13 protein-coding genes and 3 pseudogenes are annotated in these 13,902 nt (G+C 54.9%); 2 read left to right on the top strand and 14 right to left on the bottom strand.

Going from position 1 to position 13,902, the window contains the following annotated elements; genetic code table 11:
* Positions 1-576: 576 nt before the first annotated feature.
* The 8 genes and pseudogenes from LB545_RS29990 to LB545_RS29955 form a co-directional block, all read right to left on the bottom strand.
* The gene (locus tag LB545_RS29990) at positions 577-918 is read right to left on the bottom strand and encodes a hypothetical protein (RefSeq protein ID WP_224706249.1); all 342 of its coding nucleotides are present in this window, start codon (positions 916-918) and stop codon (positions 577-579) included.
* Between the two features lie 218 nt (positions 919-1,136).
* Positions 1,137-1,268, bottom strand: a pseudogene (locus LB545_RS29985) (IS5/IS1182 family transposase); the annotation flags it as partial.
* 48 nt (positions 1,269-1,316) lie between these two features.
* Positions 1,317-2,093, bottom strand: coding sequence for a peptidoglycan-binding domain-containing protein (locus tag LB545_RS29980; RefSeq protein WP_224706248.1), 777 nt, complete (start codon positions 2,091-2,093; stop codon positions 1,317-1,319).
* Between the two features lie 36 nt (positions 2,094-2,129).
* Positions 2,130-3,206: a hypothetical protein gene (locus LB545_RS29975; protein WP_224706247.1), complete on the bottom strand. Its 1,077-nt coding sequence runs from the start codon at positions 3,204-3,206 to the stop codon at positions 2,130-2,132.
* A 14-nt stretch (positions 3,207-3,220) separates the two neighbouring features.
* Positions 3,221-3,601, bottom strand: coding sequence for an N-acetylmuramoyl-L-alanine amidase (locus LB545_RS31275; RefSeq protein ID WP_411971099.1), 381 nt, complete (start codon positions 3,599-3,601; stop codon positions 3,221-3,223).
* A gap of 408 nt (positions 3,602-4,009) precedes the next feature.
* Positions 4,010-4,819 carry an N-acetylmuramoyl-L-alanine amidase gene (locus LB545_RS29965; protein ID WP_224706246.1) on the bottom strand — a complete coding sequence of 270 codons (810 nt, stop codon included), beginning with the start codon at positions 4,817-4,819 and terminating at the stop codon, positions 4,010-4,012.
* Positions 4,820-4,850: 31 nt separating this feature from the next.
* Positions 4,851-5,189, bottom strand: a complete 339-nt coding sequence (locus LB545_RS29960) for a hypothetical protein (RefSeq protein ID WP_224706245.1) — start codon at positions 5,187-5,189, stop codon at positions 4,851-4,853.
* 19 nt (positions 5,190-5,208) lie between these two features.
* Positions 5,209-5,778 (bottom strand): hypothetical protein, encoded by a 570-nt coding sequence (locus LB545_RS29955; RefSeq protein ID WP_224706244.1) that lies wholly within the window; start codon positions 5,776-5,778, stop codon positions 5,209-5,211.
* A gap of 692 nt (positions 5,779-6,470) precedes the next feature.
* Here LB545_RS29955 and LB545_RS29950 point away from each other — a divergent pair.
* Positions 6,471-6,913 (top strand): annotated as a pseudogene (locus LB545_RS29950) (MucR family transcriptional regulator).
* Positions 6,914-7,268: 355 nt separating this feature from the next.
* Here the strand turns inward: LB545_RS29950 and LB545_RS29945 are convergent.
* The gene (locus tag LB545_RS29945) at positions 7,269-9,101 is read right to left on the bottom strand and encodes a hypothetical protein (RefSeq protein ID WP_224706243.1); all 1,833 of its coding nucleotides are present in this window, start codon (positions 9,099-9,101) and stop codon (positions 7,269-7,271) included.
* 190 nt (positions 9,102-9,291) lie between these two features.
* Positions 9,292-9,707: pseudogene (locus LB545_RS29940) on the bottom strand (IS110 family transposase); the annotation flags it as partial.
* 275 nt (positions 9,708-9,982) lie between these two features.
* Here LB545_RS29940 and LB545_RS30945 point away from each other — a divergent pair.
* Complete coding sequence (locus LB545_RS30945) at positions 9,983-10,111, top strand: hypothetical protein (protein ID WP_263494233.1); 129 nt, start codon at positions 9,983-9,985, stop codon at positions 10,109-10,111.
* A 104-nt stretch (positions 10,112-10,215) separates the two neighbouring features.
* Here the strand turns inward: LB545_RS30945 and LB545_RS29935 are convergent, their stop codons facing one another.
* The 4 genes from LB545_RS29935 to LB545_RS29915 all read right to left on the bottom strand — a co-directional run bounded on the left by LB545_RS29935 (position 10,216) and on the right by LB545_RS29915 (position 13,202).
* Positions 10,216-10,656 (bottom strand): hypothetical protein, encoded by a 441-nt coding sequence (locus LB545_RS29935; RefSeq protein WP_224706242.1) that lies wholly within the window; start codon positions 10,654-10,656, stop codon positions 10,216-10,218.
* Positions 10,653-10,904, bottom strand: coding sequence for a hypothetical protein (locus LB545_RS29930; protein ID WP_224706241.1), 252 nt, complete (start codon positions 10,902-10,904; stop codon positions 10,653-10,655). Before LB545_RS29930 ends, LB545_RS29935 begins: the two co-directional genes overlap by 4 nt.
* 863 nt (positions 10,905-11,767) lie before the next feature.
* Entirely contained in the window at positions 11,768-12,160 is a 393-nt protein-coding gene (locus LB545_RS29920) for an SH3 domain-containing protein (RefSeq protein ID WP_224706240.1), read from the bottom strand.
* Between the two features lie 628 nt (positions 12,161-12,788).
* Positions 12,789-13,202 (bottom strand): hypothetical protein, encoded by a 414-nt coding sequence (locus LB545_RS29915; protein WP_224706239.1) that lies wholly within the window; start codon positions 13,200-13,202, stop codon positions 12,789-12,791.
* Positions 13,203-13,902 lie beyond the last annotated feature (700 nt).

Below are 13,902 nucleotides of genomic sequence, written 5' to 3'. Positions count from 1 at the left end.
ATGCAGGAGATCGAGGGCCTTAAAGTCCTGGCCGTAGAGGGCATCCGATGATGTCGGCCCCTAAATAACCACGCACCAATCAATGCCTTTCCTTGCTGCCCTGTGCCCGTAGAGATCGCGTCATTCTATGCCGATCGGCCGACGCCATTTCATTCGTGCATCACGCAAGGCGGCACCTAGTATGGGGTCGGCCCCGGCCGGCCGCAAATGTAATTTGATCCAGCGAGAATTCCGCCAAGTGATTTGGGACCAGAGGGTCGGGAGTTCGAATCTCTCCACTCCGACAATTTCAAATCAACGGCTTACGAAAACGACTGCGCGGAGATCGACTGCTGTTTCCTAACCAGGTCGTCACTGGGTCGTCACCCATTGATGACGGATAATCGCGAACTCCAGTGTGCTTATTTTTTTGCAGCCTATGGCGGATCTGGTAGCTCTCTAATTTTGAGCTACGGCCTTCGCTCGCCGTCGAACCCGGAATGGCCACAATGGGGCCGGAAGCGGTCCGTCGGCTATAGGGACAATGCATCGACAAGCCGTCATTCCATTAGGACCTGTTCGCGGTCATTCCCGGTCCTAGTGAGGCACTCGGAAACATTCAAGCAGCCCCAATTCATGGAGGCGCTTTTCGACCCGTACAGTCAAGTGCTGGGAGATCCCGGAGCGATGTTGCTCACGATACACTGTCAGAGCGCTTGCGGCAGACATCGCTCCCAGTTTCAGTTCGATATACCGAACCGCCTTCTCCTCGATTTCCAGAAGCACGGTGCGACGCTCCGCATCTATTCGGGCAACCGCGCTGTCGCCGCCAATGGCGTTCAGCTTGTCGGCCGCACGGGTCCGCCGGCTGTTGCTGTAGTAGTTCGTCGAGATCGCCAAGCCGCCGCTCGCTTTCGGCCTTCTCGAACCCAAGTCCATGCAAAAGTTCGTGCACTCATTTGACTAGCGTCAAATGAGTGTCTGGTGCAGTAGAGTAGTCTGCCCCCGTCGGGCAGACGTTCCGGTAACCGGCCAGTCCGCCTTAAGAGAGATGACCCTGGCATACACCTGCGCCATTAGAGTGGGCGAGGGTGGCATATGGCATTGTGGGCGCGTCCAAGCACACGCGCAATTGATCTTAGAGTCCGTTTTGAAATTCAAGGATGGGCGTTTCGGGAGACGAGATTGCCTCCCATTGCGACCAGGATCATGGCGAGAGAGACGTCGATGCGCTGCTCGTAGTTACGCACGAAGGCGGCGCATCGGATCATCCAGCCGAAGGTGCGCTCGGGCGGCACGATGACTGGGCTTTGTTGTCCACGGGACGGGGCCGAACTTCATGGAATGATGAGGCGCCAGGTCTTGGGGCCTACGATTCCGTCATCCACTAGTGGAGGGTTGAGCCTCTGGAACCTCCTGACCGCGGCTTCTGTGCCGGGGCCGAACCTCCCATCGTCCGCGACGCCCACCTTCTTTTGAATGATCCTGACATCATCGCCGTGCGACCCACGTTTAAGCGTAGGTTTGCCAGTGACTGGGTCCGCGGCCGGAATAAGCGGCCGGATGATTCCGACGCCGCGCATGATGTCGCGCACCTCGGCCCGGAATTTGTTCATATCGAATAAGGGGTCCGGCTTGCGGCCGTCCGGCTTGGCATATTCCTTATGGCCGCAGCACATGTCAGCGTTGGCGCCCATATGTTTCAACATAGCGGCTACGCCCCTGCGATAGGCATCCATCTGCACATCAGGCCAATTGTCGCCTGATCTGCCGCGATTTTCGGCCTCTATGCCGATGAAGCTCGAATTTCCTGTGGTGATACCTTTCCAATTGCCCCCGCCGGCATGGTTGGCCCGGCCGGCGGCGACCACGTAAAAAGTCCCGTCGCGCCCCAGGCCGAGCTGCGCCAGCGGGCCGGGCAAGCCGCTTCGGCCCACCTTCAGCGTTTGCAATGTCGGCATGTTGCCGGCCCCCGACGAGCCCGTGTGGTGACACATCACGCCCCGAACGGTCCCCATCGCAGCTCGCCCGCGATTTGCCCACCCGTCCGTCTCCGCGACTTTCAGCCCCGCGTTGCGAAGCACTTCGGGCAACCATATCAACGAAAAAGCCATGCATGCCACCCAGCTTTCATCACGCGGACTCGAATTTCAAGAAACGGCTCTCTCCACGCCGCCCGAAGCTTCGGGCAACTCCACGTCATCCATCAGTTCGTCTTCACCCAAGTCCACCTCGCAGAGGCAGCCGTCGGTGTGGTCATGTGCATCCTCGACTATCTGGTCGTCGTTGTCTGCGGAAGGCGTCTCCGCACTGGGCGACCGCTTGCCTAGCGGATTCTGTTCGTTCGCCCCAGCCTTGGCTTTGTCTGCAGCTTGTGCCGCAGCGACGGCTTCGGTGGTCGTGGTGCCGGTTCCTGCTAAGACCGCCGTACTCAGGAAGTCGCCCACCATTCGCTCGGCGAAACCGGCCAGAAAGGCGATGATGATCAACGCGTGCGTCTGCGTCAGATCGACCTTGGTGGCGCCGAGACCCAGGGTTACGAGGCCACTTTTGAATAATGAAAATAAGACGACCGCTGATGTGGAACCGATCATTATTCTCAAGATCGCATCGACGATATTGTCTCGCCGCTGCAAATCGGTACGGATCTCACGGCTGCGTATGGCAAGGGCTATCGAGAAGAGTGCGCCAATCGCTCCGACACCAGTTGCCAGCCAGATGTCATTGGTGGTGACGAACTTTCCAATAGTTTCGAAAAACGAGGCCACCCAGCCAAACAGGACGACTATGACAAAGGCGCAGATCGATGCGACGATCAGATATTCCGTGCGCCCGATCGAGGTGCGTTCCTCGAGGATATCGGCCTTGACGGCTGTGAGCAATTCCGCAGCATGAGTCTGATCGCCTTGAAGTGCCACGGTCAACGCGTCCGCGGTACGACGGTCGAACAATCTGGCTCTGGCCTGCTTTTTGCCTACATTGAGGAAGCGACTTTCCCGCCATCCATCGATTAGCCCGTTGATCTCGCCGCGAACAGGGTTAAGCGGAGCCAAGGCGAGGCGCTGTTCGCTGCCGAGCTTCTCATCATCTGAAAATTGAACCATGACCCGTTCGGGCGTGCGATAGACGGCGTAGGTGTTACTCACCTTGCTGTAAACAGTTTCTATCTTGGCGCCAGTGAAATCCAGCTGGTCCTTGACAATATCTGCGACCGTCGCGCCGTTCATATTGCTGCCCTCGACTAGGATCGAACAGATTGTCTGAAGCCAATAGCTTTGGCAATAGCGATTCCTAATATATGGAGAAACTGTTTGCCATACGTAACAATTCGTGCACCCGGATGAGCGCCCAAGAGCGATCCCAAATGATCACGTCCTAATGCCGACCGCGAACCGAATTCAATCGGAAGCAAATCTCGACAACAACACTTGATGCAATTGCCTGCACCAGACCCCGCATGCCATCCAACTTCATTAGTTGGCAGACTTTGATAAACAGGGCCGTCGTCAACCGTAAAATGCCAAGAAGCCTGTCGCGCCCTCGTGTCCGCCCACTTCTGATACTTTGGGTGCGCCGATGCATTGGCACCCAGTTGATCGTTATCGGCATTGTGAATGGTGATACGGGTCGCCGTGAGCTTCGAGCCAGGCCGATTGGAATAGCCTTCCGGTATAGGCCCTGCCGCGTTGTCGGCTTCCAGCTAGATCAGTTCGGCAACCTCCTTTGCGATCCTTGAGATAGCATGCGGTGATGTAGCGGCGGCGAGCAGAATTCCGATCGGCTTGTCCCGCGCTGTGCCCGCTTGAACCGGGCCCCGCTTCCCATCCTGCAAGAAACACGAGCGCGCCAAGCAAAAGGTGTATGCACCTCTTCATTTCGTTCACTCCCTTTGCCGCCTCGTTTTCGGCGCCGCCTTGATGGCCATCAGCCGGCATATGCCGTCTCGACGGCCCTAATCCAGTTGTCACGCACGTAGCGCCGAAACGTCGCTCGCCGGAACAACGGTCAGAGGTGGCGCCTCTCCTGCCAGTCACGCCGTCGCCGACCGTAGGAACGACACATGCACGAACCCGTCCGCGTTACCCTCCCCCGTCGCGTCCACTTGGGCCCAATCGCCTAGCCGAGAAAGGACATTCACCTTTCTCCCCAACGGCAAGGTCGATATGACGTCAAATTCTGTTCCCGGACCACTGCGGACGCGCAAACCGCCATTGGCAATCACCACTTGGGCACCGCCAGGCAGCCCTTCTGTTGAAGGAGTTCCCACAGCAGTCTCGTGATGGTCGTTTGCGGGTGTCAAATCGGAAGCGGTGACATCCTGCAGGTCACGCGCATAGTCAATCACCTGAATAAGAAATGCATCCCATGCGCCAGCCGTCTTACGCAAAACACGCGGGCAGTTCTTGCCAGTCCAGTAGTGATGCTGAACAATCCCCTTCGGCACTGCTATGCGAAACTGAAACGCCAAAACAGCCGTCAAAAGAGCAGCGTTGTCATAAGCTGCCGGCGCGTTGAGTTCGGGGTTCATGCAGATCTCGATGGCGATGCTTGAGGTGTTGCCGGCGCGAGAACCCGCGTGCCACCCAACCTCATTCGTCGGCAAGCTTTGGTAGGCCGGGCCGTCATCGACTGTGAAATGCCAAGAAACTTGACGCGCCCGCGCATCCGGCCCCTTTTGATACTTGGCGTGCGCAGCGGCGTTCGCACCTGGCTGATCGTTATCTGTATTGTGAATCGTGATCAACGTCGGCGAGAGCTTTGTTCCGGGACGGTTGGAGTTGCCTTCCGGAATATAGTCCCTGATAATATTTAACCGTGTATAAGCTTGATCTATTTTCACAGCTGCTTCTCCTCGATTCTAGATCAAGGTGTCAAAGGATCGGAAACGGCAGCGCGCCATTGATGCTGACTTTAAGGGCGTTGATAACCGCGTCAAAAAATCTCTGCACTGCAACCAAGGTCTGTTGTGTGACCTGCGCAATCATCATGTAGAAGAAGAACGACGCTGCTTTGGCCGAATTCACGCCCTCCCCTGAAGTCATTTCTCCTGCGGCAACGGCACGAGCAGTATCAATCAATGCTTGTGCATACGCTTTTACGTAAAATCTAGAAGCCTTTTCTATGTCAATCCACAGATTGCCTCCGATTTTTGCGGCCTCCCCGATTAAAGCGCTCGAAATGCTGCTTACGGTTGGACTCAAGTCCGCCATCGGATCTCCCTCCACCTACTCACTTGTTGTAGACAACAGTCGAAATAGCTCCCAGTATAGCGTTTTGCAGCTGGCTGGCATAGTTATTTGCCTCTAACGGCTTCAAGGTTCCATCATTCCGATGCCCGTAGTTTAGTTGATCTAAATAAAATCTTACATAGTATAGCTGATATTCTCTACAATCGAAGCTTTTGTAACCATCGGGTAGGCGACTTGTACTCTGCGGGAGCTGAGAAAAAGCCAGCAATCCTTCGTCACCGACGCAGGGAACAGGTCCTCGGGAAATTTGTGCGCGTTGAGAAAGGCGATCCAAGAGATTGTAGGACAACGCATAGTACGCGGTGGTCTCTCTTGAGTCCGACAGGCGTTCGGGACCACCCGCCATTGCAGCCGCTGTAAACTTGGCAGTATCCTCAGAGAACTTGTTGAGGCTTTGATCAAAGGTAGCATCATATGGAGCCACGAACGAAACGCAGCCAGACGCTTGAAACAAAAAGACCAACAAGCTGATGCAAGATGAGACTCTACGCATCGCCACCCTCATATTTTCATTAGCATAGACAAAGGTATTGGGGTTGGCAATACGCATAATAGTTAGATCGAAGCGCGGAGACGAAAATCGTTATACGATGATTTTTCCTTTTTTAGCGTATCGACTTGTTGCTGCGCGGTCGGCAACGCGAAGCGGAATATAGGCGCGCTATCTATATTTATTAATTAAACGTCGATCATCTCTGCAGCGCTGCGTATTTCAGCGCACCCGCGTGATTTTCGATGCCAAGCCATTGCGCTGGCCTTTGACCGCACATGCGTCATCCTGCGATACCGCAAGGAATATTCAACCAAAGGCCGAAGACTGCCGAAGAGAAGCAGGATGCCCACCACCACGGCAGCCCGCCAGATCATCGGCGGTGAAACGGCCGCTCGGGAAAAAAAGACCGAGCGGCTAAGGCTGGCGAGGCTTGCCAGGCAGGCAACGGACGCAAGCAGACTGTCCCCGCAATAGACGAGCAACGGGAGCCAAGCACGCGGATCGAGCAGGTACGATCGCAAAACGAGGGCAAGTCGATCGCTGAATCCGACAGCATGGATCCGGAACGACGGCAGAAGCAGATTCCGAATGATCCAGCAGCGAGCACAGTCGATCCAACTACATCGCCGCGTTCGAAAAGCTCACGGTATTCGTCACAAACATCTCGTACCGCGGACGGACTTCTGTCGCAGACGGACTTCTTGCCTCATTAGTTCTTTCCCATTAGGTAGGCAAAAGGAGCTGATGAGTTGACCGAAGAAGCCGGATCCACAAAAAGCGATTTGATAGAATTGACCGCGGATATTGTCGCAGCGTTTGTCCAAAATAGCCCGGTCCCTGTGGCTGACCTACCGGGTCTTATTTCTTCGGTGAACGCCGCATTGTCGCGCCTGGTAGGGCCGGCCGTTGCCGAACAGCCCGTACAAGTAGCGCCAGCGGTCAATCCGAAGAAATCCGTCACGCCGGACTTCGTCATCTGCCCCGAGGACGGCAAGACATTTCAAATCCCTGAAGCGGCATCTCGCCACCCCACTATGAGATGACGCCAGAATGGGGCCTGTCGACGGACTACCCGATGACTGCGCCCAACTACGCAGCCAAGCGTTCTGAGGCGCAAGGCCGTCGCGAAACCCGTCAAGAAAGCGCCTGCAAAGCGGAAAGCAAAACCATAGGGGCGTTGAGCAAGCCATAGCGGCAATCTCCGCAGCGTTCAACCACGGGGATCAATATGAAAAAGCAGTGTGAAAAGCCGACGCTTGTCCTTTAGGCCAATGGGTTATAGCTTCCGGGGCGCCATCGCTTATTCCCCTCCACCCTGTCACTTATCAGCGACGACTGGCAAATGATCCAACGCCCTGTGGCAGGGTCCTGCCCAACCGTGTAGTTACGACATGCAGGTTGAAGGGTTCAGCGCTTTCAACCGCGTTCAGCACATACGCGATCAACACAGCCAGATCGAGATCCTCTTCGTGGCGGAAGTCGGGGGTCGAACGTTGCGGCAACACGATATTCGTAGTCGAGCGATCAGAGTCGATCCCGCCAACCAGTTATTCGCTATCAGCCCCGCTTACCACCTCGCGTCGATCATCATAAAAGGCAAGAAAGAAGAATATTAGAAAGGTACCAATTGCCGCTACATCACTGATTAGATTATCAAAGTAGCCAACAGAAATGTTATTAACCGACTTTGCGGCAAAATACCCCGTAGGCGCGAACGGAAACTGTACAGCAACGAAAAACAGAATTGAACTAACGACTACAAAAGAAGCAAATAGAAATGCAAAGCGCCCAGAGTTTCCTATTACCCAAGATCGGTCCAGAGTATAGCACAATGATACAGCTAAGACGCATCCAAGTATCGACGCCAACAACTGGCTAGCAAATATCTTTGTAAAATAAAAGTCGTACATTTGACCAAGTAAGACATTCAATGTAAACATCGATCTATCCTCAAAATAGATAGATATAGACTTGTATCCCAGATACACGATTCCTTGCAAGAACGCCGCAATCAAAAACGTCCAGATGGCAATTGAGGTCATTTGAAGGACACGAACCTCGCCACCCTCCGAATATAGCGGCTTCCAACTCCTGTCAAGTCGTTTTCTATATCTATATAGAACCGCGACAAATACCGGCAAGACAAAAACAGCTACAAGTCCAAGCACTTTATACCAACCTACTGCCAGAGACGTCCTGATCAACTCCGGGAGGTCGACGCTATCGCCTCGAGATTCGCTATTCAGAATCCTTATCATCGCGACAACTACAAATGTGGCAAAAAGACCTGCAACAGACGCCAACGCGACTCGGTTGAGTTCACTCGAGACCGATGTATACTTAACTCGTTTGGAAATTGAGGCAATTGACGGTGGCGCCTTCTCGAGTGATGCATTCTTGTCGTTTGAAATAAGTAGAGCAAGTAGCGCCTCGTGATAGTAAGCGCAGTCGGCAACGCGCTCAGATATGGCAAGAAGCCTCTGTGAAATGTCAGGGATACTACTCTGGGAGTTAACGTATCCATCGATAATCAATCTCACGGAATCTTCTTCCCTCAAATCCGGACTTGCTAAAATAGCTTCATATGTCGTACCCGCGCCTGATGAACCAAAAAGTTTGTTGAGGGCATCAGCGTGCGACTTCCAATCTCTTAGAAGGATATCTCGAAGATTAATTGTTGACTTATACTCGCTCTCGGTAAATAGTTGTTGCTTTCGGAACCTATCTATAACGTCATCCGACCAAATCTCTCGAGACTGTTCTCGATGCACGGTCCATGGCGTCAGCAGGGCGCAATGCACGCTGTTTTCATAGAGCGATACCCTGTCGGCCTCGGGGAGTCTTATAATTCTCGCTAAGACGTCCATCTCTTTGATTTTTGCCTTTTCTGAAATGTCGGCAACTGCATCAAGCTTATCCAATATGTCTTGTTTGCTCAGAAAGCTGATTAGCTCGATCAGATCTTCAGGAACGCCGGCTACCTTTTGGGACAGCCGTAGCCAACTATTTTCAAAAGTCTCAACGCTGGAAAAATGAGGAAAAATTCCAACCAAAAGCGAGCAGACGAAAAGCGGGCCGGCTGGAGTTGCCCAACTATCAGCCAAAGCGTTACCGGTTATTTGTTGTGTAACCCAAGAAGCTATTGGTTGGCTTAAACAAAGAGCCACGAAGATAATTAGATAAGCAAAATAGTATACCAAGAATCCCCTTCTATATTGACCTTTCGTCGCAATATACGATGTTTTCCTTTCCCCTTGGAGGAAGACGCTAAGTCGGCCATCGTCCTGGATGTCAATTTCGCCAAACCGGCGCCACGTAAACATACCCAGAACGATCAGAGAAAATAGGAATGCTCCCCCATACCAAAATCCGTCGGCCATTTGTTAGCTGCAAACTTGGGTGTTCGGATTGCAAGGCCCCAAGGCATGAGCGTCGCTAGACAGTGAACCAGTCGCACACAATAAAACCACCAGAATGATCGAAAGCACTTTCATCTCATTCGTCCTCTTCGGCCTAAACAGCGGTAAATTGTAAGATAGCATAACTTTTTGACTCAACAAAGCACTCGGTTCGCAATCGCTGGGTACGCTGGCGGTTGAGCATCAACCGATCCCGGTGCAACATCATCACACTCTGCTACCCGGGCGTCTTCACCGGCACGAAGCGCATGATCGGGCGGGTCACGGCCTGGCAGATGGCCTCGGCATCGGCCGCATCGTTCTTCTGTCGCTTCAAGTAGGGCTTCACATACTGCGCGGGAAGCAGCCGCACATCATGGTCTCGTGAAATCAGTTCTCTAGCCCAAATAGTGCGAGGAGCTGCAATGCCCAGATCCCGACGAGGCATCGAGGCGCGTTCTCTAGGAACCCCAGGAGCCAGCCACGGGTCAGCTTCCTCCGGATGACAACCTCGCTAGCCACATCCACGCCGTGCACTTGAAAGACCGCCTTCGCGATATCCAGACCGATCGTCGTAGCAATGTCCATGGCCGCTCTCCTCCAACTCTAATGCATGTCGTGCAAAAAAGTGTGCAGCGGTTTTGCGAAAACGACATGCATAAAAACAAAGACTTAAAGCGCAGTTCCGTAAGAGGGGCAAAAGTCCGGGCATTTCAGGCGGCAGCGCATCGCCGCCTGACGAGGCTTGGGAGGGGTGGAACGCTGGGCTGATTGGGGATGTCGAGCCTTGCGCCGAGATAGTCCCAGAAGGGGGATGCGCCCCACAGCGCGCCCTCTGTGGCCAGCCGCGGTGGGTCGAGGCGGTGCTTGAGTTCGTGGATGTCGAGGCGTTCAAGGCGGCTCATCCAGGCATGCTCGTCGGCGAAGTGCTTATCGGATGGCCGGCCAAGCGGGCGATGGCATGTTGGGGCAAGGCGCGCTTGCGCATGTAGGCCAGCGCCTGGGCGTTGATGTGGCCGGCGCGCAGCAACTCCAGGAAGTTGAGGCGGCTCCTGGAGCCTGTGGTGGCGAACCATGCGAAGTGCTCGTTGCCGATCTAGGTGCAGGTTGCGCTCCTGCTTGATGGCGGGCCCCGGTGTCGTCGACGCTGATCCAGGAGGCGGTTTCCAGGCCGGCGCGCAGAACATCGTTCATCGTGCACGAACACCTCCTTGTCATCAATCAGCATGCGCATGACCTGGCGCTTGGAGACCGCAACGCCGATCGAATGCAATTGCGCCGCCAGCCGGGCGACGGTCACTTGGCCCTGATGGTAGAGCGCCAGCACGAAGCGGCACAGTTCGGGGCCGAAATGGCCTTTGATGCCGCATGGCAGCGCCGCCACGACCATGCGCCCGTCCGGCGTCAGCCAACGCTCCCGGCGATAGCGCACGACATGCGCACGAGGCACGATGTCGTTGACGACGAAGTCCTCGTAGCCTTTGAACCGCGAACCGCGCGGAACCGAAGCCTCGATAAACCTGTCTTCGTGGATCACCCGCTCGCCCGTCTTGCCCCGCCGCGACGCGGCGCCGTCGATGGCCGCGCAGGACGGCTCGCCTTCTCCATCCCGCTCGGTTTGCCGGGCTTGAGGTCCGGGCGGCCCTTGAGGCCCTTTAGCCGGGCAATTTCCTCGCGCTGCTCGATGACCATCTGACTCAGATCAGCCACCCGGCCCATCAGGTCCACTACCAGGACCTTCAGATCGGCATGCGACGGCGACTCAATATCGACAGGCGGCGGCATCCCAATAGCGAATCCAAAATCACACCGCTTGGAAACCCGACCTCAACACCGCGATTCAATCTGTCGCACCCAAACCGACAAATCCGACGCCCGGACTTATGCCCCTCTTACGCGGGCTCCTGATTCCTTTTCAGCGCAACGCGCTCTAGCCCCACGACTATAGCCGCAAAGGGGGTGGAGAGCCGTCCACATGGGGTAATCGCGGGAGCGACGCGCCCTGGAACCGATCATAGTCTTGGAGGGTGGCTGTTTCCCCGATAAGACGAAATACGGGCTCACGACTGGACGCCGGGCCCAGCATCAACGGAGAACAACCATGAACATATCGGTCTCGACGTGCCGATGAAAGAGACGGCAGTGTCGATCCGCCGCGCACCTATGGCGCGACAATCTGGATGAGACGGTAGCGAAATCTGGATGAGATTCTTATGTCGCGGTCATATGGACGTTACCATGTTGATTGTCGCGCCACAGTTGAAGGCGAACGGATCTCGTGTCCGGCGTCTCGCATGTGGCGAGCGAAACTGTCGAGCGTATCGCCAAGCTATGGGCCGTCGAGGAAAAGGTTCGTGGCCAGGATCCCGACTGCCGCCGCACCGCACGGCAGGACCAGTCGGCCGCGATCGTCGCCGAACTCTGCCGTTCTGGGAAAAGGAACTGGGCCGCATATCCGGCAAGTCGAAACTCGACGAGGCGATCCGCGATGCCAGAAGCCGCCCCGAAGCCCATATCTATCATACAAGCGGGCACCTCGTGGATTCCTTTGCGCCCGGAAAGCCCGAACCTGATCTGCAGGGAGCACAACCCTGGTTTGAATGTCGGCAGACGTCCTTTCGTTCAGGAAGGCCAAATGAACGAAGCCATCAGTCGCCGTCACCCTTTTCGTCAACTAGGGCCCATCTGCCTTCTCGCTTAGTGACATCCACCCGAGTGCCAAGAGGGAGAGAGCGAACGATGGGAAATTCAGTGCTCGGCCCTGAACGAAGATTTAAGCCATCCCTTGCATTCGTAACATGAATATTCCTGCTCGCAGGAGAGGATTCTGTCAAAGCGTCGAGATCTAGATCGACCGCCACAGGCGCCATTTTGCTGGATAATTCTTCGTCATTATCACCATTTGCGTCCAACCAATGTGCATCTCCACTTTCAACCTCTTCATTAATGGAATCCGCATGCTCGTCGGAATCGTCATCAGTCGGCATTTTATTTTTCGAAACGGCATCGCCTTCGGTTGAGTTGCGGGGTTGGCGAGCCATACGTTGCTCCATAAGGTTGCAAAATGCAGAGGAAACAGTTGAGAGCGTCATCCGCACTGAGGCTGCGCTCCTGTTTAGATCGAAGAAGGAACCGGGCTCTTACCGGCAGGCATTATCCACCGGACTACGAGGACGCCAACTATCGGGGCCGGCCTCCGAGCGTTATGTCGCGACCCGTGCGCGATTAAGGAGATTTCTTAGCGTATGTGTCAAATAGAGCGACCGGCCTCTTCATCCATCCCCATCGTCTAGTTTTATACGCCTTACTTCCCCCCGGACAATCAACGTAAGCCTGAAGTGCCGACTGAACACGATCATCTGCCTTCAAGGCTCGCTCGGCTGCGCATTTTCCCAATCGGCCGCTGGTATTCCAGATCCTCGCTACGACCAAGGCAAGTCTTATGTCGCCCCCACTGGCGCGGTATGCAGGCTCCCAATACGTATCAAGCCAATACTCAAGTACCCACTTCTGTGCGTCTTTGCGCCGTAGCCCTTCAAGCATCCATTTGCGGAAGATCGCGTTGGACTTGATCTGATCGTACTTCTTGCCGCTGCGAAGGCTGTTTGCGATTTTCTTCATGCGAGCTCGATCAACCTTCTCCCCAATGTCGGGATGTTTTGCAAGGAGCTAGTCGATAAAGTCTGCCAGCGGCTCTACGTCGAGATGAGGCAAGCCTACCCCACCGACCTTGTAACTCATCAGATGTTTGCCGCTGGCTCTTGTTGGCCCCTCCCATTTGTCGTTCGCGGGATCGGCGGGGAGTGTACTATCACCATCAACGCCCCACTTTGCAGCACCGAGGGTAATCGACAGAAGACCAATAGATCTTGTGTCCAACGGGTAGTCGTTGACCAACTGCCTCACAAGGCCGAGCGGAAGGTGCTCTCCTTGGTTCGTGTCATCCGCAGTTGAACTCCAACCCCCAGCTTCGAGCACCATATCGAGAGTTTTGGGGGGAAGTTCATTTGATGATGCTTGACCAACTACCATCAAGACTGGGAGCGCAAGGCCTATTGCGAGATTTCTAAATAGTAGCAGCATGCACCCTCCTCGTGGTGACCATCAGCGTACTGCACGTCTGTATAGAGTCAGTCCTTCGAACTGCTTGCGGGCAAACTCTTAAAGCAGACCTCAAGTCATGGAACTCAAATGATCTGGTATGCACCAAGGTTTGAGTGGAAGACAACCATCTATTTGTGGCCTTGGCTTTTCTCGTGATGGCATTGAGCATGCGGAAGCTCCTTCCATCGTCGGGACGATCTAAAACGAAGTTGTAGGGCCAAGCTGGTTGAGTTGATCCGGCCGAAGTTAGATTGAGGAGCTCCCGATGCGACCATAGCCACCCGCCTGGCCTGGCCAGCTGCTGGTTGCGTGGACGCCAAGATGAGGTGCTTAACGAGTTGGAGGGTGGGAATGCAGATAGAGTAAGTTCAGCCTCAGGTGCAAGCTTGAGGCATTGAAACTGGTGAAGGAATGAGGTGTATCCGGCCTTCGACGTTGGTGGCCTCCAGGGCCGGCTTCGGAAGCATCATAACGAATGTCAGCTTTGGGAAGGTCAGTAATGCGGCCGCAACGACCGACATGAGGCGCAATCCTGCTGGGCCGCTTTTGGCGGGAACGGGGCCGATTGCGGACCGACAGCTTACTGCGCTTCCGTTATCGTTAGCGGACATTCAGGGAATGTAACTCTGATCGCCTGCACAGGAAAATTAGGAGAGACAGCCTTTAATGTTTTGCCTCA

The organism is Mesorhizobium sp. BR1-1-6 (assembly GCF_020165355.1).
In the GTDB taxonomy this organism is placed as follows: domain Bacteria; phylum Pseudomonadota; class Alphaproteobacteria; order Rhizobiales; family Rhizobiaceae; genus Mesorhizobium.
This window is presented reverse-complemented; position numbering and strand designations above follow the sequence as displayed.